An 18509-nucleotide genomic window follows, 5' to 3' on the forward strand; every position below is an offset into this window, starting at 1 on the left:
ATTTACACGTGGAATATGACGCGCCACACAGTTTACCGATCCCTTGCCAGCCACCACTCACATGTCATTGATGGCATACCGTTTGTTATATATGGCTCGCTGGGTTGCATAGCATTTAACGGGACCTAACCTACTGACGGGTCGACTGTTCGCTGGCTACAATGTCCTGAATGCGATAGGGATGGAATTTTAAGGTGATGCGACCATTGGTCACTGCCAGCGTCGGGTTGGGCAATCGTTCATGCTCACCTTGGGGATGACTGAATTTCAGTTTAATCCCGGGCGCGGTCAAAGCCGTGTCCGATAAACAGGCCAGTGCGCGGGGATGAAGTGTCGCCGGATCGCCGGGCAATACCAATTCCACATGCTCCCACCCTTCATGCGGATAATGCCGATTGCCTGGCCACGGTAACTCCACGCAATCAATCTGCCACGGTCCTACGGTTAATGGCTGGTGCAGCGTGAACAGGCAGATTGTCCGGCCATTGATCACGTTTTCCGATAACAACGTGCCACAAGCCAGTAATGCGGTACGCCACTGCTCAGCCGTACTGTTTTGATGACAACGCAGGGATATGTGGTCGGCGTCAAACGCAGCCAGATCAAGCTCAAGCTGTTGCGCGAGTTGCTGGAGTTCTATCGTGAAGCGGGAAAGATCATTCATTAAGGAGGGGGGAAGCGTCGACGGTAACAGAGCGGTCATTATTTCCTCATTAGCCTGAATAAAAAGTTTATTCAGTATAATTTAACATAGGCAGAATAACCGCCGTCTTTTTTACGCTTTTTGTATCAAACAATGCTGACATTAGCCCCCTATTCTTGTCTTTTCATGTCATCATTGACAATGTTGGACAAACTTCATTTCAATCAAATAATAATACCAACAAGCACCATTAACAAAATGAAAGAAATATAATATAAATTACAATTTATTGATTTTAAATGACTTTAAAAACCAGATGAGAGTATTCTTAAATATTCTCTGTAACATTGAGAAATAAACGAAAAGCAGATAACTTCGAAACTACCCACTCTCCACTAAATGACTGAAGGGCATTCATCATGTTGCTAATAACGTTCTCTATGCTGGTTGTCATTGCTGGCTATTCTCTGTTCCGTCATTTCAAAACGATACAGAGCACACGCCTGAGTACGGATCGCCGACACAAACGGCGCTAAGTTTTTTTTATAATCCCCTCCCTTCATTATTCCGGCTTGTCGGTAAGCCGTATGTTTTACCTTAATTCTGACTATCGATAATGACAGCAAGTATCTTGCCGCATTATCAGGCACTGTATTTATTTTTATTGCCGCCCCGCCCGGGGCGCTTGTTATGCAGCTCTGCTGACTACACCACCCAAATATGGTATAAAGAAAGGCTTGATTCGTCATTTAGGGTAAACCGGTGAATATTCAGGCTCTTCTTTCAGAAAAAGTCCATCAGGCAATGATTGCGGCGGGCGCACCCGCTGACAGCGAAGCAATGGTTCGCCAGTCAGCAAAAGCGCAATTTGGTGATTATCAGGCAAACGGTATCATGGCTGCCGCCAAGAAATTAGGCATGCCGCCGCGCCAGTTGGCCGAAAAAGTAGTTAACACGCTGCAATTGGATGGCATTGCAGCCAAGACGGAAATTGCCGGTCCCGGTTTCATCAATATCTTTCTCGATCCTCAATGGTTGTCTGCCCAACTGGAGCACGCGCTGACGGCACCGAAACTGGGTGTTTCACCGGTTGAGCCGCAAACTATCGTCGTTGACTATTCCGCCCCCAACGTTGCAAAAGAGATGCATGTCGGCAACCTGCGCTCCACCATCATCGGTGATGCGGCCGTGCGTACACTGGAGTTCCTCGGTCACCACGTTATCCGTGCTAACCATGTCGGCGACTGGGGGACACAATTTGGCATGCTGATCGCGCATCTGGAAGATGTCCAAAATGACAGCACCCAGGACCTGGAACTGGCTGATCTGGAAGCCTTCTACCGCGAAGCGAAAAAACAATACGACGACGATGAAGCGTTCGCTGAGCGGGCACGTGGTTATGTGGTGAAGCTGCAAAGCGGCGACGAGTACTGCCGGTCAATGTGGCGCAAACTGGTCGACATCACCATGGTGCAAAACCAGCGCAGTTATGACCGCCTGAATGTGTCATTGACGCCAGAGAATGTCATGGGTGAAAGCCTTTATAACGCCATGCTGCCTGACATCGTCGCGGACCTGAAAGCCAAAGGGCTGGCAGAAGAAAGCGAAGGCGCCATCGTAGTCTATCTGGATGAATACAAAAACAAGGAAGGCGAACCGATGGGCGTCATCATCCAGAAAAAGGATGGCGGCTACCTCTACACCACCACGGATATCGCCTGTGCCAAATACCGCTACGAAAAGCTGGGTGCCAACCGTGTACTGTATTACATCGATTCTCGCCAGCACCAGCACCTGATGCAGGCCTGGAGCATCGTACGCAAAGCCGGTTACGTGCCGGAATCCGTCAGCCTGGAACACCACATGTTCGGCATGATGCTGGGTAAAGACGGCAAACCGTTTAAAACCCGTGCTGGTGGCACCATCAAATTGTCCGAACTGCTGGATGAAGCCTACGAACGGGCACTGACGCTGATTGCCGGTAAGAATCCGGAAATGGAACGTACTGAGCTGGAACAACTGGCGCAAGTGGTCTCCATCGGCGCGGTCAAATACGCTGACTTGTCGAAAAACCGCACTACCGACTACATCTTCGACTGGGATAACATGCTGGCGTTCGAAGGCAACACCGCGCCGTATATGCAGTACGCTTACACTCGCGTGTCGTCTATTTTCAAACGTGCTGGCGTGGAAGAAAGCAGCCTGACTCAGCCTATCGTGCTGACAGCTGAACACGAACAGGCGCTGGCTACCCGTTTGCTGCAGTTTGAAGAGACCGTAACGACCGTAGCACGTGACGGTACGCCACATGTGATGTGCGCTTACCTCTACGACCTGGCTGGGGTGTTCTCCGGTTTTTACGAAAACTGCCCTATTCTCAATGCTGACAATGACAGCACCCGCCAGAGCCGTCTCAAACTGGCACAGCTGACCGCTAAAACGCTGAAAACCGGCCTGGATACGCTCGGCATCCAGACCGTTGAGAAGATGTAATTATCCGAACCCTGGCCGACATCCACTACGTGATGTCGGCCAGTCTCAGTAAATAATTCGATTGTCGTTAACCGTTACCTCATCCCAACAGACAGCCGGGGTGCGGATACCTCGACCTGTTGTTGATGTTCCTCTCCGGCCTTCAAGCGAAAGATTTCTACCAATTGACGCAACCGCGCCGCCTGATCATTGAGTGATTCTGCTGCTGATGACGCCTCTTCCACCATAGCGGCGTTTTGCTGCGTGACGGCTTCCATCTGGTTAATCGCCACGTTGATCTGGCTGATGCCACGACTTTGCTCTTCCGATGCCAGCGACATTTCCCCTACCAGTGATGATGCGTTGGTGATCAAGGTTTTGACATTACTGATGGCATCGCGCACATCATCAGCCTGCTGCGACCCGTTTTTCACTGCCGCAATGGCATTATCGATAAGCGTTTTGATTTCTCTGGCTGCGGAAGAAGAGCGCTGCGACAATGTGCGCACCTCGCCGGCTACCACGGCGAAACCACGGCCATGCTCACCGGCACGTGCCGCTTCCACCGCAGCGTTAAGCGCCAGAATATTCGTCTGAAAGGCGATACCTTCGATCAGCGTAGTGATCTCAGCGACTTTTTCGGAACCGGAAGCAATCGCCTTCATCGCCTGCATCATGCGTTCCACTGAGTCATCACCATGGGCAACGGCATCTGCTGCTTGCTGACCAAGGCTGTTGGCCTGACGGGCATTTTCAACGTTACTTTCTACGGTAGAGGAAATTTCGTGCATGCTGGCAGCAGTTTGCGCCAGTGATGCCGCCTGCTCTTCAGTACGTGCTGAAAGATCGATATTTGCAGCCGCTATTTCGTTAGATGCGGTCGCTACGCTCTCGCTAGCCGTACGCACATCTGCCAGCACAGTTGCAAAACGCTCAGTCAGGCTATTAAGCGCCTGTGCCGTTTTACCGATTTCATCATGATGACTATCATCCGCCTGCAACGTCAGATCCAGACTGTCGCTAATCGTCAGCAAAGTATGCTGCAAGTGGTTGAGGCTACGACGGACATAAAGCAGGATCATCAACGCCAGCGTGCCCGCTACCGCGACCGAAACAACGATCAGGCCAACAAGCGTATACAACGTGCTGTTATAGCTCTCCTTATTGGCTTTTTCCTGAGCCGATGCCAGCGTCAGATTGTATTCACGCTGATCTTGCAAGGATTTAATCAGCGCCTGCTCTGTTTGCTTTTTGGCGCTCTCCGCTGCCGCATCGGTGCTTTTCTGGATAGTACCGCCCTTATAAAGGTTATCAATGGTCTGACGATAAGACACCAGCAGTTGAATCGTACTATCCGTCATCTGCGCATCACGGCTATCGGCAATGTAGTTCTGCTTATAATCCGCCATGAACTTATCCACGCTTGTGAGCTTATCCAGAATGGATTTCAGCTGGGTCACGCGTTGCGTCTGATCGTCAACATCGCCTAGCATTGCGAGTGCCGCCCGCACTTCACGCACATTGATATTCGAATTAGATAATAACGTCAGGCTGGGCAGTGTATTCCCTGTCACGTATTCAACCCTATCTTTCGAATCCCCGAGTGCTTTAATGCCATACCCACCCACCCCAATGAGCGCCAGTACGAAAATCATGATAGCTATGGCTAGCTTTTGGAAAATTGTCATCTTTTTTTCCTTTGTTTACTAAAGGTTATCGTGTTTTTATTTAAAGCATCAGCTGTGTTGCACTGATAACTCGTTATCGGCAACAGGTGTTACACCATTAAAGGAATCGACTTACAAAACAGTAATATAAAAAACATTTCTTCAACGAAGATCGATTAAAACCTGATCTTTACTGAACAGGTTATTTGTGAATCTTTCGGCTTAACTGATCAGAAAATCTAAACAAAACACTAAAAGTCAGTTGATGTGCTATTTTTTTAGGAAACGTCAGAATAAAAATGGAACCCTGAAAGGCAGAAATCCTCTTCAGGTGGTGGGTCAGACCACCTGCAGAACGCAAAAGCGAGCAAGAAAAAGGGAAAAGATCAGAGACTACGGCGAGAAAAATCTTTCGGACGGAACCCCAATACAGCCAGTGAAGCAAAGTAGCTGCCAGCCCCCACTACCACCACAAACAGCAAGCGCAGCAGGCGTTCCGTCATGTTGCCTTGCGCCCAGGGGGGCATCCACAGGTTCAGCGCCAACAGCACCAGCGACATGACAACAACGGCCGTGACCATTTTAACCAAAAACATTGTCCAGCCGGGCTGCGGTGCAAACAGGCGCTGACGGCGCAACTGCCAGAACAGCAACCCGGCATTGATGCAGGATGCCAGACCAATCGACAGCGACAATCCGGCATGTTGCAACGGGCCGATAAACATCAGGTTCATCAGTTGGGTCATCACCAGTGTCGCGATACCAATTTTTACCGGCGTTTTAATGTCCTGCCGGGCGTAAAATCCGGGCACCAGCACTTTCACCAGGATCAACCCCATCAGCCCGATGGAGTAAGCCACCAGCGCTCGCTGGGTCATCATCGCGTCAAAGGCGCTGAATTTACCGTACTGAAATAACGCAACGGTCAACGGTTTAGCCAGCAACCCCAGCGCGACTGTAGCGGGCAACGCCAGCAGAAAACAAAGCCGCAGTCCCCAATCCAGTAACCGGGAATATTCCTGGTGATCGCCGCTGGCGACACTTTTCGACAGCGAGGGCAGCAAAATCGTCCCCAGCGCCACACCCAGCACACCGGATGGGAACTCCATCAAGCGGTCGGCGTAATACATCCAGGAAACCGCACCCTGACTCAGGAATGAGGCAAAAATAGTATTGATGATCAGGGAAATCTGGCTGACCGATACGCCGAGAATAGCAGGTGCCATCAGCTTCATTACCCGGCTGACGCTAGGGTCGCGAAACTTGATGCGAGGTAATACCAGCATGCCGATTTTCTTCAGATGCGGCAATTGATAGCCCAGTTGCAGTACCCCGCCGACCACCACCGCCCAACCTAACGCCATCACCGGCGGATTAAACCAACGCACCCCCAGCAATGCAAAACCGATCATGCTGACATTCAATAAAGTCGGTGCAAACGCTGGCACGGAAAAACGGTTCCAGGTGTTGAGAACCGACCCGACCATCGACGTCAGTGAAATCAGCAGAATATAAGGAAAGGTCACCCGCAACAGTGCCGATGTCAGCTCGAAACGCTCCGGCGTGGAGGCAAAACCCGGTGCCGTCACCATAATGACCCAGGGCGCGGCAATCATCCCGGCAACCGTGACCAGCGCCAGAATCAGCGTCAACATCCCGGCGACATAGGCCAAAAAGGTACGCGTTGCCTCCTCGCCTTGCTGGCTCTTGTACTCCGCCAGAATGGGCACAAATGCCTGGGAAAACGCACCTTCGGCAAAAATACGTCGCAACAGATTGGGCAGTTTGAACGCCACAAAAAAGGCGTCGGTCGCCATACCGGCACCAAACACGCGAGCGACGATGGCATCACGCACAAAGCCCAACACACGGGAAAGCATGGTCATGGAACTGACCGCAGCCAATGATTTCAGTAGATTCATTCAGTTGTTCTGACTATGGGAAAGAGAGAGATGGCAAGGCAAAACCGGCTCAGCCGCCATGTCCACGACGGTCAAACCGCCCGCGATACGTCATGCCGACAGCCACAACGCTGACGGTCAGGTACGGCTATCGCGGCACACAGCCTAGTCGATTGTACCGTCAATAGCCACATGGACACCCTATGGTCGCTGCTTTTTTCAGCATTCTCTCAGCAGCGAGTCGATCAATCGCTGCGCATACAACGCCTGATCGCCTGAGGTCAACGGCGGTGTCTGTGAGACCACCGCCTCAATGAAATGTCGGACAGCGCCGGTAAAACCGCGCTGCTCCAGCGTGCTCTGCCAGGACGGAGAGGGACTAAGCACCACAACCCCTTCACGCTCTTCACGCCATTCCCGCAGGTTATCCACCTGATACCAGCCGCCGTCATTGATCAACTGAACGCTTTCTCGCTGGCTACCCGCCTGGCGATGCATACTGGTAGTGATCAGGGTATGCGCGGTCTGGAACTGGTGTTCGGCGTACACCATCTGCCCTTGCGGGTTGCAACGTATACGGCCAGCGCACAACGTGGCAGTCGTATCCGGTGCTTGTGCCAGCCACAGTGCGGTATCCACCACATGCAAATAGTCATCCAGCAGTGTAAACGCCAGCGGCTGCGGACCAACATTATCCACACGATGCTTTTCCATGCGCAGGCTATCCGGCGCTGTCTGCCACTGTCGCAGCCGTTGGTAGAGCGGCGCAAAACGGCGGTTGAACCCCACCATCAGCAGCAGATTACGGCTGGTAGCCAGCGCGACCAGCTCTTCCGCCTGCGCCAGCGTTTCCGCCAGCGGTTTATCCACATAGACGTGTTTACCCGCCAGCAGTAGGGTTTTCACCACCTCGTAATGGCTGGCGGTACTGCTATGCACAAATACCGCGTCACACTGGCGACCCAACTCAGCCAGCGAGGAAAAACAGGTTATGCGGTATTGTTGGCATACCTGCCGGGCGCGCGCCTGCCCCGGCGACCAGGCTCCCACCAGTTGCCAGTCGGTGGCCTGAGACAAAATCGGTAAATAGGCTTTACGGGCGATATCCCCTAACCCCACCACACCAATACGCAAAAGTGTCATGCTGTTCTCCCGCCTTCCCACTTATCCGGATGGTATCAGGCAAGGTGCGCCTGTAACGCGGCCAGTTGCGCACGCAGCTCAGCCACCTCATTTTCCAGCACACACACCCGTGCAGCCAGCGAGGCATCTACCGATGTCGACGTCTCGTCCGACACAGAAGACGACACAGCGTCGTCAACCTCGCCGCTGAACAGATGCATAAACCGGCTTTCACGCTTACCCGGTTCCCGCGCCAGTCGCACAACAAACGGCCCGTCTTCCCGCTGTTGCAGGTGCTGTAAGACGTTCTCCACCTCTTCCATATCGGCAAACTCGTACAAACGAGCCGCACGGGTACGAAGCTCACCCGGTGTCTGAGCGCCCCGCAACAGCAAGGTCGTGACCAGTGCCACTTCAGCGGTTGAAAACTTCAGGTCACCAAATTCGGAGTTACAGAAGCGGTGTTCATATTTCATCACCCGGTTGCCAAAACCGCTGACGGTACGCAGAAAATGCCGCTTCACCAGCAAATCCAGCGTTTGTTGTACCTCGCTTTCGCTCAGATCCATGACCGGCTCCCGGTTGGTTTTCTGATTACACGCGGCGGTCAGCCCATTGAGGGACATCGGATACTGTTCCGGGGTGGTCACCTGCTTTTCCAGCAGGCAGCCAATAATCCGCGCTTCGCGGGGCGTCAATTGGTATTTCATGGGCTTATCCTCATTCGGATCCGTAGCGGCGTGCACTTAACGCATCGGAGTCCATTCATTATTAGTCAGGGCAGTCAGCACGTGATCTTGCCATTTACCATCAATCAACAGGTAATTCTTGGCGTAACCTTCCTTTTCGAACCCCAGACGCGCCAGCAGGTTACCGCTACGCTGATTGTGCGGCATGTAGTTAGCCATAATACGGTGCATATGTTGCTGGCGTTGCATGTAACGCAGCGCAGATTGCAGCGCCTCATACATCATTCCTTGTCCCTGCCACTTTTCACCCAGCGAATAGCCGAGGTAGCAGGCGTGAAAAGAGCCGCGCAGCACATTGCTGAAGTTCGCGACACCACGCACCTCGTTTTCATCCGGGTCCAGCAGCAAAAAGTAGTAGGCGCTGCCCTGTTTGTGCATATCGCAAATCACGCTTAACCGCGCCTGCCAACCAGAAGGGTAACAATGGCTGGCATCGCGCACCGGCTCCCAGGGTTTCAAAAAATCACGGTTTTCTGCGTAATACTCAGCCAGACGCCAGGCATCGCGTTCGTGCGCCAGACGGACCACCAGCCGATCCGTAGTCAAGCGGACTCTGGGTGTCGTTGAGCGATAGCCAAACATGCCTTCCCCCTCAGGTGACGGATTATCGATGAATAACTTTTATTAATGTGATCAACGCCGACGAACGTCGTCACAAGATAAACAACCCATAGCGCTTACTATAACCCTATAAATTCCATAGCGTAAAATCATGACCGCTGAGTTATTGCACAATCGATACGCCGTCATGACTTTTTTTCTTAAATTGTTCGTCAGATAACAGTTGAACGATAAAAAAATTTATTAGCAGGATCCCCTATCGCCATCACGCAATCGGCGAGAGAATGGAATGGTTATCTTTTACCTTCCTCTCTTTCTGCCTCGTGGTGAAACATGTCGTTGATGGCGCAGGCTCGCAGCCTGGGTAAATATTTTCTGTTGCTGGATAACATGCTGGTGATACTGGGTTTCTTTGTGGTGTTCCCGCTTATTTCCATCCGTTTTGTCGATCAACTTGGCTGGGCTGCGCTCACCGTCGGGATTGCACTCGGCCTGCGTCAGTTCACCCAACAGGGACTCGGTATTTTCGGCGGTGCCATCGCCGATCGTTTCGGTGCCAAACCGATGATCGTCACCGGCATGCTGTTACGTGCCTCTGGCTTTGCGTTCATGGCGCTGGCGACGACACCGTTGATGTTGATGCTCTCCTGCGTGCTCTCCGCACTGGGCGGGACGCTGTTCGAACCGCCACGTAACGCTATGGTGATTAAGCTGACACGCCCCCATGAACGCAGTCGCTTCTTCTCCTTGTTAATGATGCAGGATAACGCTGGTGCGGTGATCGGCGCGCTCATCGGCAGTTGGTTGATGCAATACAACTTTTCCGTGGTGTGCTGGGTCGGTGCAGGCGTATTCGTGTTGGTGGCCTTGCTGAATGCCTTGCTATTACCCGCTTATCGTATTTCCACCACCCGTACCCCAATCCGCGAAGGCATGATGCGGGTCATGCGCGACCGGCGTTTTGTGGTCTATGTACTGACGTTAACCGGCTATTTCATGTTAGGTGTGCAGGTACTGTTGATGATGCCGATCATGGTCAATGAACTGGCTGGCTCGCCGTCTGCGGTAAAATGGATGTACGCGATCGAAGCCGCGCTGTCGCTGACGCTGCTTTACCCCGTCGCCCGTTGGAGCGAAAAGCGTTTTCGACTGGAACAACGGCTGATGTTCGGGCTGTTCATCATGACCCTGAGCCTGATTCCGATGGGGATGGTCACCAGCCTGCAATGGCTGTTGGGGTTAATCGCCCTGTTTTATATTGGCTCGATCATTGCCGAACCGGCGCGGGAAACGCTGGGTGCATCATTGGCTGATGCCCGCGCCCGCGGCAGCTATATGGGGTTTAGCCGTATGGGGCTGGCACTGGGCGGCGCGCTGGGTTACAGCGGCGGCGGCTGGTTGTTTGATACCGGAAAAGCGCTCGGCCAGCCAGCCTTACCCTGGTGCATGCTGGGTATCATCGGCATGCTGACTCTGGCGGCCCTCTACTGGCAGTTCCACTTAAGACGTATCGAACCGGCCATGCTGAGTGAGCATTGATCGCGGGTTGCTGCCACATCCCGAACGGGGCCTCGCATCGCCCCGTTTTTATCTTCAATTTCCAGCCGTTGCAGCACACATTGCGCATGGACGAGCTGATGCTGACAATAGATAATCCCCTTCGACACCATCATCACAGTTGCGTCCGATGCGACGCTGATCAACCCAAGGAGTTCCGGTATGAAACTGTTTATTTATGAACATTGTCCTTTCTGCGTGAAGGCACGCATGATTTTCGGTCTGAAGCAGTTACCGGTGGAACTGTGCGTGTTATCCAACGATGACGAAACCACGCCGATTTCGATGGTCGGTCAGAAAATGGTGCCGATTCTGCAAAAAGAGGACGGCAGTTATATGCCGGAAAGTCTGGATATCGTGAAATACGTTGATGAACTGGACGGTAAACCGGTGCTGACCGGTACCACAAATCCGGCGATTGATGCCTGGATTCGTGGCGTGTACGACTACGCACCGCGTCTGCTGATTCCCCGTTTCTCTCAGGCTGATTTTGAGGAATTCGCGACAGAAGCCGGTCGTAATTACTTCATCAACAAAAAAGAGGGACAAATCGGCAGCTTTGCTACCCACTTTAGCCAGACTGACACCCTGACAAAACAGCTGGAAAGTGATCTGCAGGCACTGGCCTCGTTGATTGTCTCGTCGCAAGCCTGTAATGGCACATTGTCACTGGATGACATCAACCTGTTCCCCTTGCTGCGTTCACTGACCATCGTTGCTGACGTCAATGTCCCGGCGCCTGTCGCCACCTACTGCGATACGATGTCTCAGCTTGCCAACATCGACCTGCTGATCGAACAGGCACAATAACCCCTGTCGCCGCCGCCCGACGGTGGCGTTTAGGTGTATTCCGATTGGCGATATCAGCGGAATAACGCACCCTGCCGACAGGCCTCGCACGGCGGGGTAATCACGAAAAACAAGAGGTTATAACAATGAGAAAATCGGGACTGGCCGCTCTGGCGCTGTTGGGGACGTTACTCATCAGTGGTTGCAACCAGTTGGCGCAATACAGCCTGAGCGAGCAGGAAATCAATCAGTATTTGCAACAGCATAATGACTACCAGAAGCAACTGGGTGTTCCCGGTGTAGTGGACGCACATATTACGCTGACTGACCTGGCCAGCCAAATTGGTCGCACGGAACCCGGCAAAGTCACGCTGAGTGGCAACGCGAAAGTGGATATCAGTTCCCTGCTGGGAAAACAGCAGGCGGATGTGAAACTGACGCTCAAAGCCCAGCCAGTATTCAACAAGGATGAAGGTGCCATCTACCTGAAAGATATGGAGCTGGTGGATTACAGCGTTCAGCCAGAGAAATTACAAACGGTGATGCAAACGCTGACGCCCTACCTGAACCAATCGTTGAAGAGCTATTTTGACCAGAAGCCTGCCTATGTGCTAAATCCGGAGCACAGTAACAAAGAGGCACTGGCGAAAAAATTGGCTAAAGGTATCGAGGTAAAACCCGGTCAGTTGGTTATCATGTTGACCGATTAAATGGAACGCCCAACTGGCTGGGGTTTTCTATAGACAAAAAAACGGGTGGCATGTGCCACCCGTTTTTCATTCTTCAGACGACTCATCATCCGTTTCGTCGCCTTCTGCTTCCGCCAGTTCGTCACGCATCGCGTCCAGCGCTTCACGGCAAATAATCGCCAGCGTACGATAAAACGCCGTCGTGGCATGGCTTTCCACCTTGCCCAGAAAACGATCGCTCCACGGCAACAAATAGTTATCGAAAAACGCTGACTGCGCTGCCGTTTCATCCTCCTGCGCCTGATCTTCCAGCCAGGATGCAGCCAGCAACAATGCGCCAAAGTGATCGACCGGCCCTTCGCCTAGTGGCATACCGCGCTGTTGTAAAAAGGCCCGGATTTCAGCTTGCGGTGCGTCCGGCGCCCAACTGGAACGCCACGGCGACACCGAGGGTTCTGCACCGAACAAGGCTTCGTAATCTGCACTCATCGCCGGTAAATCGATACTGCGCTGCCAGCGCGCCATCAACGCATCCTGCTCTAGCGGCCATTGTTGTGCCAGCTTGCCCTGCTCAATCAGGGTAAACAACGGCGCCAGCAGCGGATCCTGTGGCGAGCGGTTAAACAGCGTGCCGATAATACGGCACACCACGGAAAATTCATTCATCTCATCAACCTGTAAAAAGACATGACAGCGCGATTCAGTGACAACGTCACAGATCGGCAAACTCCGGGATGGCCGGTCTCCCGCGTTGTTCCAGGAAATCCAGCACCCGGCGCGGGCTGACATTCAACACGCGATCCTGCGGAAAATCAACGTCCCGCATAATACGCTCACAGTGTGGAAACTCACCCAGCGACCAGGCGATATGTGAATCTGATCCCAACGCCAGATATCCCCCGGCGTCGCGCACCGCTTCAGCCACTGCCCGGCAATTCGCCTCACTGCCTTTGCGGGAATGAGTAAAAGAGGAGTTATTCAATTCCAGCGCCACGTTATATTTCGCGGCCGCCTGAGCAACCGCCTGAATATCAATCGGGAATTTCGGGTTGCCGGGATGACTAATAATATGGACTGACCCTTGAGCCATCGCGGCAATCATCGCTTCGGTGTGGATATCACGGTTTGACGGGGGAAACACCGGCTCATGAAAACCAGCGATAACCACGTCCATACACTCCAGCATCGGTCCGGTGCAGTCGATATCGCCTGCCAGATTCTTAATATTCGCCTCAATACCACGCAGGATACCGACCCCCTCCACCACTCGCGGCCAGACACGCATATTGATGAAATGCCAGTGATGCGGTGCATCCGCCATATCCGGGCCGTGATCGGTAATAGCGAACAGGCGAATCTGTTTGGTTTTGGCTTCTGCCACGTAGTCATGCAGGGTGCTGTAAGCGTGGGTACTGGCGACGGTGTGCATGTGTAAATCGACGGGGTACATGGTTTCTCCTGACTCGGCATTGATAAGCAAGCATACCATTTATCCCGCACTGGCACAGCCGAGGCAATGATGGGATAACGACAAATTAACAGAAATGAAACATGCACGACTTTCCCCCATCGCGGTGGAGAGCTGACAGACCGAAATGGCGACTAAAGCAGCAAATTGCGCTAAGTTTGGCTAAACGCACGCTTTTATGAAAGAAGTGTGTTGACGCTGCTGCGGATTTTCCCTAGAGTAGCGCCCCGTTGCCCCTGCTGGCGACGATCCGGTGAGGTGTCCGAGTGGCTGAAGGAGCACGCCTGGAAAGTGTGTATACGTGAAAACGTATCGAGGGTTCGAATCCCTCCCTCACCGCCAGATTAAAAACAAAAACCCCAGACGAAAGTCTGGGGTTTTTGTTTTTAACCGGTGATGGGGCGGATGAGAAGCCTCGGCAGGGTTCGACAAAACGGCTTGCCGTTTTGGACCGCCGCAGGCGGCCCGCAGGGCGAGCGCTTCGCGCGAGTCAATCCCGACCGGGCCGACATCTCTTTACCTGCAACCATCTGCTATAGTCTGATTCACACCTCTTAAATCGCACAACGTAAACTTGAATGAATAGCTAGCCATAAGCGCAATTGATAAGCAGATTCAAATGGAATATTGGTCTTTATCTCTGACAAGAATAAAGGGCTAAACCAACCATTTTGAGGTGAGGTAAAAATCTTTATAGAAAAAGGTGAAATAGCAAGATAACTCCTGCACCGTACCATCGTCCGATGGTGAGAGATTCCACCTTCTCTGAGGGAAGTAAATAAATTGGGATAACAAGCGATTACAAAAATTTAACTACGTCTCACAACATCCAATTCACCACACTTTTGTGTGTCCGCATAAACTCATTTTATGAGCAAGATGCGTTTTGAGTTAGTGAGGTGAACTGCTACTACAGGAAATCACTATGGACAAACTTTTCATAGTAGTTATCACAATGCTCATTACTTCGTGTGCCACTATTCCTGCGCCAACTGTTCGGCCTTTTGCTGATAGCCATGATTGGGTGTTAGTGGAGGATATTACGTATAAGATTGGAGAATCAGGGCTCGCAATAACGGTTCCAAAAGGATTTGTTACTGATTTTGCGAGTATTCCAAAAACACTTTGGTCTTTCGGCCTTTCACCGCATGGCCCCTATAGTAAGGCGGCAATCATTCATGACTACCTTTATTGGTCGCAAGGCTGTACCAAAGAGCAGGCAGATAACATTCTTGCGATCGCAATGAAGGAAAGTGGAGTATCCGTAAAAACTGTAACAGTTATATATGTCGGTGTTCATCTTGGAGGAGAATCGTCTTGGCTATCAAACAAGACAGAGCGAGACAAACAGTTTCCTAAAATAATCCCTATAGAGTATTTGAAGTTCCCAGATAACGTCACATGGACCGAATACCGACAAGAACTAATAAAAAAAGGTGTGAAAGACCCTGAATTTGAAACTCACCCGGCATATTGCAAACTGGGCAATTCCCGTGAAATTCCAGGACACGGATAGCCCATCACTCGAATAGGCATCGAGTAAATAAGAATAAGCCTTCCTAGAACCCGATTTTCTATACGAACAGTTCACCTGAAGCTAACACTAGCAGAGCTTTAACATTTGGAATCTCAGTGTTAAAGCCTGCGAGTAGGCTTAATCAAGGGAAAGAAAAGCGGGATCAATCCCCCAATATCTCACCGCCTCACCCCCTACCCACTCATCCACCGTCAGCGAGAGCACATCCGGTCGGTGGCCTACTACATCTAGATCGTCACGGGTGCCGACTAACAGGCCGGTGTCGATATCTGCCGTCAATAAGCTGGCCTGACCGGTTAGTGGCCCGCCCAGTACGTTGCTCAGTGGATTGATTAGCAGGTTACCGCCTTTAATCAGCGGCCATTGCGTATCCCATCCGGGCACCTCAATGCCTAACGCGGCAGGCGATATGCCGCATCGAGGCTTGCCAGACATCGCGTTCGTCCTCTGCGCGTTTTTGTACATTAGCGCCCTCTCCCACGAAAATATTGTCAGAGCGATGCTGCTCATAAACCTTACTGCCACAACATTCAAGCCCGAACCACACTCACCCCCGCCTGCGCAAAAGGTGCCGTCACCTCATCAGGCACCGCGGATTCCACAATCAGCGTGCTGGCCATGGTGAGTTCACCAATCGCATAGCGGGAGGCGACATTCAGTTTATCCTGTGTCGCCATGACGACGGTTTCCGCCGCACGTGCTGCCAGCGCCCGTTTGATATACGCCTCTTCCAGATCGCCGGTGCTGAAACCCGCCTGCGGATGCACCCCGGTGACGCCCATAAAAAAGATATCGGCGCGGATCGTCGCCAGTGCTTCCACCGCCGCCGCACCTACCGCGACCAGTGAATGCTTGTAAAGGCGACCACCAATCAGCACCACATCAATACCGGGGTGGTTTACCAACGACACCGCCACACTCGGGCTATGCGTGACCACGGTCGCCGTCAGAGAAAGTGGCAGGCACTTCACCAGTTCGCCACTGGTCGTGCCGCCATCAATCATGATGACCTGCCCCGGCAGTATCAGCGATGCAGCGGCCTGCGCCAGTTGATGTTTAGCACCTATCGCTATCCGGCTGCGGGCATCAAAACTGACTACCGTTTCTGACGCAGGTAAGGCACCGCCATGTACTCGCTGTAACCGCCCTTCACTGGCCAGCTCACGTAAGTCACGCCGAATGGTATCTTCCGACACGCCAAAGGCATCGCTCAGTTGCTTTGCCAGCACCTGCCCTTCAGCCGCCAGTTGTTCCAGAATTCGCTGTTTGCGTTGTGTCGTCAACATGGTGTTCCCTCTGTGCGTTGTGCCTACCTTTATTTACTTGATTATGCCTGAATTTGCACGTTTATTCTTTTTACCAGTATTTCAGGCAACCAATTACGCACAAAATTGCACGAAAAAACTTGAGTGTGCACGAAATCTCACGCTAGGATGAGCGCTCATTCCTTGTTCAGGAGAGTAATGATGCTCACCACACGAGATCGCGTTCGTATTGTCGACAGCGTAGTACTGTCCGACGATTGGTATGTGCTGAAGAAAAACACCTTTGATTTTTTACGTCGGGACGGCACCTGGCAGCGGCAAAACCGTGAAACCTATGATCGCGGCAATGGTGCGGTGATCCTGCTGTATCATCGCCACAAGCAAACATTGTTGCTGACGCGCCAATTCCGCTTTCCGGTCTTCGTCAACGGGCACGACGGGATGCTGATTGAAGCCGCAGCCGGTTTGCTCGATCATGCCGACCCCGAAGTGCGGATCCGCGCCGAAGCGGAAGAAGAAACGGGTTATCGGGTATTCAATGTTCGTAAGGTGATGGAAGCCTACATGAGCCCCGGTTCGGTAACGGAGAAACTCTATTTCTTTCTTGGGGAATATGATGATAGCTCCCGTATCGGCACGGGAGGTGGCATTGAAGATGAAGGTGAAGATGTGGAAACCCTGGAGATGACGCTACCGCAGGCATTGGCCGCGATTGCCGAGGGCACCATTATGGATGCCAAAACCATCATGCTGGTGCAGCTCGTCGCGTTGCATCGTGCGCTACCGTTTGAGGGGCTGCCAGATTAATCGCTAACCCGGTTTTCGGCGAGTGCAAAGGCTCGCCGCACCATACATCATTGTCAAAAGAGACACCTTCCTCATCTAATAATTATTTAGGGTATGTATCGGTTATTTTCCACTCGATATTTTTATGAAATGGCCAGGCGAATAATTTGTTATCACTATTATTTCCCGTAAAAATAACAGCCTATTTTTCTTCTTTCTCAAAATATTTTAACTAACTGATATTTAAAAAACATTAATATTTATCATACCAGAATTTGACATTTCTCGATTTTTTACGCATACAGAATACAGCTGCTATACTGGCATCACGCACATGTTGCGGTTATTTTTCACCCAGTGTTTGTGATCTAAAAAATAAGATCCATCGCAAGGTTTTTACTTGTTATTTTTGTCCGCCCTATGGGATAGGGCAACCGCGTATCCATGAAAAACGAAGAGCCTATCCCTGTAGGCGTTATTGGCGCAGCCAGTTTGGACTCGGACAGCGTGTAGACAACATGCGGGCGAGCGCAGCGAGTAAACCGGAGCGTACACGTAGTACGTGAGGATTTCGAGCACTGCCCAAGGCCAAAATGGCAAGTGAAATAGCCCTAATGGGATAGGCTCTAAAAAATCCGACAGGAGAAGGTTATGAAGAAAATATATTCGTTGCTGGCCGGTTTGGTATTCACCGTTGGCCTGACGGTGAGCCCTGCTGTGCCTGCAAAAGGCCAGGCCGGTGTGTTTGATTTCTATCTGTTGACGTTATCCTGGTCCCCCACGTTTTGTCTGACACACGCCAATAATGAGCAATGCACCAAGGGGTATGGTTTTGTGCTGCACGGCTTGTGGCCGCAATACGCCAACGGTGGCTGGCCGCAAGACTGCCCGCCCATTAAAGCGCTTACCGCTCAGGAGCGGAAATACGGTAATACCCTGTTCCCAACCGATGCACTGCTGACGCATGAGTGGGAAAAGCACGGTACCTGTAGCGGGTTAGGCGCTAATGGATATTTGCAGGCGGCGGATAAAGCCGTAACCAGTGTGAAGATCCCGACCAGCTTCAATGTACCGACCAAGCCGCTGCAAATGACCGCTGAGCAGATCCTGGCCACATTCCGCCAGAGCAACCCGTCAATCCCACAGGATGGGATCGCAGCGGTTTGTAGCGGCCCGGAATTGTCTGAAATTCGGATGTGCATGGACAAAAATCTGAATTTCCAGTCCTGCGGTAAATCGGTAAAAACCCAGTGTCGTGATGGCAACATCCGCGTGCCTAACGTGCGCTAATCCCCACGCTGGC

At 52.0% G+C, this 18509-nt stretch carries 17 protein-coding genes and 1 tRNA gene; 8 read left to right on the top strand and 10 right to left on the bottom strand.

The genetic code is table 11. The features are described from left to right. Window positions 1-130: 130 nt before the first annotated feature. Entirely contained in the window at window positions 131-703 is a 573-nt protein-coding gene (locus FGI04_RS08885; protein WP_342700730.1) for a VOC family protein, read from the bottom strand. Between the two features lie 702 nt (window positions 704-1405). Between FGI04_RS08885 and argS the strand changes: the two genes are divergently transcribed. Beyond that, window positions 1406-3136: an arginine--tRNA ligase gene (argS, locus tag FGI04_RS08890; protein WP_342700729.1), complete on the top strand. Its 1731-nt coding sequence runs from the start codon at window positions 1406-1408 to the stop codon at window positions 3134-3136. Between the two features lie 74 nt (window positions 3137-3210). Here the strand turns inward: argS and FGI04_RS08895 are convergent, their stop codons facing one another. The 5 genes from FGI04_RS08895 to rimJ all read right to left on the bottom strand — a co-directional run bounded on the left by FGI04_RS08895 (window position 3211) and on the right by rimJ (window position 9136). Continuing rightward, window positions 3211-4803, bottom strand: coding sequence for a methyl-accepting chemotaxis protein (locus FGI04_RS08895; protein WP_407336583.1), 1593 nt, complete (start codon window positions 4801-4803; stop codon window positions 3211-3213). Window positions 4804-5168: 365 nt separating this feature from the next. Continuing rightward, complete coding sequence (murJ, locus tag FGI04_RS08900; protein ID WP_168365634.1) at window positions 5169-6704, bottom strand: murein biosynthesis integral membrane protein MurJ; 1536 nt, start codon at window positions 6702-6704, stop codon at window positions 5169-5171. A 198-nt stretch (window positions 6705-6902) separates the two neighbouring features. Then, entirely contained in the window at window positions 6903-7826 is a 924-nt protein-coding gene (locus FGI04_RS08905; protein WP_407273510.1) for a Gfo/Idh/MocA family protein, read from the bottom strand. 35 nt (window positions 7827-7861) lie between these two features. Next, a complete protein-coding gene (locus FGI04_RS08910) occupies window positions 7862-8515 on the bottom strand; it encodes a YceH family protein (protein ID WP_407336584.1) in 654 nt (217 codons plus the stop codon). A 36-nt stretch (window positions 8516-8551) separates the two neighbouring features. Further along, window positions 8552-9136 (bottom strand): ribosomal protein S5-alanine N-acetyltransferase, encoded by a 585-nt coding sequence (gene rimJ / locus FGI04_RS08915; protein WP_033568451.1) that lies wholly within the window; start codon window positions 9134-9136, stop codon window positions 8552-8554. 312 nt (window positions 9137-9448) lie between these two features. Here rimJ and mdtH point away from each other — a divergent pair, with 312 nt between their 5' ends. The 3 genes from mdtH (at window position 9449) to FGI04_RS08930 (ending at window position 12171) form a co-directional block, all read left to right on the top strand. Next, on the top strand, window positions 9449-10654 hold the full coding sequence (mdtH, locus tag FGI04_RS08920; protein WP_342700725.1) for a multidrug efflux MFS transporter MdtH: 1206 nt from the start codon (window positions 9449-9451) through the stop codon (window positions 10652-10654). A 180-nt stretch (window positions 10655-10834) separates the two neighbouring features. Next, window positions 10835-11482: a glutaredoxin 2 gene (gene grxB / locus FGI04_RS08925; protein ID WP_407336585.1), complete on the top strand. Its 648-nt coding sequence runs from the start codon at window positions 10835-10837 to the stop codon at window positions 11480-11482. Window positions 11483-11607: 125 nt separating this feature from the next. Next, complete coding sequence (locus FGI04_RS08930) at window positions 11608-12171, top strand: lipoprotein (RefSeq protein WP_342700723.1); 564 nt, start codon at window positions 11608-11610, stop codon at window positions 12169-12171. 66 nt (window positions 12172-12237) lie between these two features. Here the strand turns inward: FGI04_RS08930 and FGI04_RS08935 are convergent, their stop codons facing one another. Both FGI04_RS08935 and FGI04_RS08940 read right to left on the bottom strand, forming a co-directional pair. Further along, the gene (locus tag FGI04_RS08935; RefSeq protein WP_407336586.1) at window positions 12238-12816 is read right to left on the bottom strand and encodes a TorD/DmsD family molecular chaperone; all 579 of its coding nucleotides are present in this window, start codon (window positions 12814-12816) and stop codon (window positions 12238-12240) included. A 46-nt stretch (window positions 12817-12862) separates the two neighbouring features. Then, window positions 12863-13600 carry a phosphatase gene (locus FGI04_RS08940; RefSeq protein ID WP_407321351.1) on the bottom strand — a complete coding sequence of 246 codons (738 nt, stop codon included), beginning with the start codon at window positions 13598-13600 and terminating at the stop codon, window positions 12863-12865. A gap of 270 nt (window positions 13601-13870) precedes the next feature. Here FGI04_RS08940 and FGI04_RS08945 point away from each other — a divergent pair. Together FGI04_RS08945 and FGI04_RS08950 are read left to right on the top strand one after the other, a co-directional pair. After that, window positions 13871-13960, top strand: a tRNA-Ser gene (locus tag FGI04_RS08945). A 583-nt stretch (window positions 13961-14543) separates the two neighbouring features. Continuing rightward, window positions 14544-15134: a DUF1353 domain-containing protein gene (locus tag FGI04_RS08950; RefSeq protein WP_407336587.1), complete on the top strand. Its 591-nt coding sequence runs from the start codon at window positions 14544-14546 to the stop codon at window positions 15132-15134. Between the two features lie 138 nt (window positions 15135-15272). Here FGI04_RS08950 and FGI04_RS08955 read toward each other — a convergent pair whose 3' ends face one another. Beyond that, complete coding sequence (locus FGI04_RS08955; protein ID WP_407273515.1) at window positions 15273-15590, bottom strand: carbon-nitrogen hydrolase family protein; 318 nt, start codon at window positions 15588-15590, stop codon at window positions 15273-15275. Between the two features lie 95 nt (window positions 15591-15685). Beyond that, entirely contained in the window at window positions 15686-16441 is a 756-nt protein-coding gene (locus tag FGI04_RS08960; protein WP_407336588.1) for a DeoR/GlpR family DNA-binding transcription regulator, read from the bottom strand. 180 nt (window positions 16442-16621) lie between these two features. Between FGI04_RS08960 and FGI04_RS08965 the strand changes: the two genes are divergently transcribed. After that, entirely contained in the window at window positions 16622-17227 is a 606-nt protein-coding gene (locus FGI04_RS08965; protein ID WP_407274756.1) for an NUDIX hydrolase, read from the top strand. A gap of 630 nt (window positions 17228-17857) precedes the next feature. Further along, entirely contained in the window at window positions 17858-18496 is a 639-nt protein-coding gene (locus FGI04_RS08970; protein WP_407336589.1) for a ribonuclease T2 family protein, read from the top strand. The last annotated feature ends 13 nt before the right edge of the window (window positions 18497-18509 follow it).

This window comes from Dickeya ananatis, assembly GCF_019464615.1.
In the GTDB taxonomy this organism is placed as follows: Bacteria; Pseudomonadota; Gammaproteobacteria; order Enterobacterales; family Enterobacteriaceae; genus Dickeya; species Dickeya oryzae.

Excerpts from the sequence above, each read along its gene's own strand:
- FGI04_RS08910 (WP_407336584.1), bottom strand. The coding sequence starts at position 8,515 with ATGAAATACCAATTGACGCCCCGCGAAGCGCGGATTATTGGCTGCCTG.
- rimJ (WP_033568451.1), bottom strand. The coding sequence starts at position 9,136 with ATGTTTGGCTATCGCTCAACGACACCCAGAGTCCGCTTGACTACGGAT.
- FGI04_RS08955 (WP_407273515.1), bottom strand. The coding sequence starts at position 15,590 with ATGTCTGGCAAGCCTCGATGCGGCATATCGCCTGCCGCGTTAGGCATT.
- FGI04_RS08970 (WP_407336589.1), top strand. The coding sequence starts at position 17,858 with ATGAAGAAAATATATTCGTTGCTGGCCGGTTTGGTATTCACCGTTGGC.
- grxB (WP_407336585.1), top strand. The coding sequence starts at position 10,835 with ATGAAACTGTTTATTTATGAACATTGTCCTTTCTGCGTGAAGGCACGC.
- FGI04_RS08940 (WP_407321351.1), bottom strand. The coding sequence starts at position 13,600 with ATGTACCCCGTCGATTTACACATGCACACCGTCGCCAGTACCCACGCT.
- FGI04_RS08885 (WP_342700730.1), bottom strand. The coding sequence starts at position 703 with ATGACCGCTCTGTTACCGTCGACGCTTCCCCCCTCCTTAATGAATGAT.
- FGI04_RS08905 (WP_407273510.1), bottom strand. The coding sequence starts at position 7,826 with ATGACACTTTTGCGTATTGGTGTGGTGGGGTTAGGGGATATCGCCCGT.
- murJ (WP_168365634.1), bottom strand. The coding sequence starts at position 6,704 with ATGAATCTACTGAAATCATTGGCTGCGGTCAGTTCCATGACCATGCTT.
- mdtH (WP_342700725.1), top strand. The coding sequence starts at position 9,449 with ATGTCGTTGATGGCGCAGGCTCGCAGCCTGGGTAAATATTTTCTGTTG.
- FGI04_RS08950 (WP_407336587.1), top strand. The coding sequence starts at position 14,544 with ATGGACAAACTTTTCATAGTAGTTATCACAATGCTCATTACTTCGTGT.
- FGI04_RS08960 (WP_407336588.1), bottom strand. The coding sequence starts at position 16,441 with ATGTTGACGACACAACGCAAACAGCGAATTCTGGAACAACTGGCGGCT.
- FGI04_RS08935 (WP_407336586.1), bottom strand. The coding sequence starts at position 12,816 with ATGAATGAATTTTCCGTGGTGTGCCGTATTATCGGCACGCTGTTTAAC.
- FGI04_RS08895 (WP_407336583.1), bottom strand. The coding sequence starts at position 4,803 with ATGACAATTTTCCAAAAGCTAGCCATAGCTATCATGATTTTCGTACTG.
- FGI04_RS08965 (WP_407274756.1), top strand. The coding sequence starts at position 16,622 with ATGCTCACCACACGAGATCGCGTTCGTATTGTCGACAGCGTAGTACTG.
- FGI04_RS08930 (WP_342700723.1), top strand. The coding sequence starts at position 11,608 with ATGAGAAAATCGGGACTGGCCGCTCTGGCGCTGTTGGGGACGTTACTC.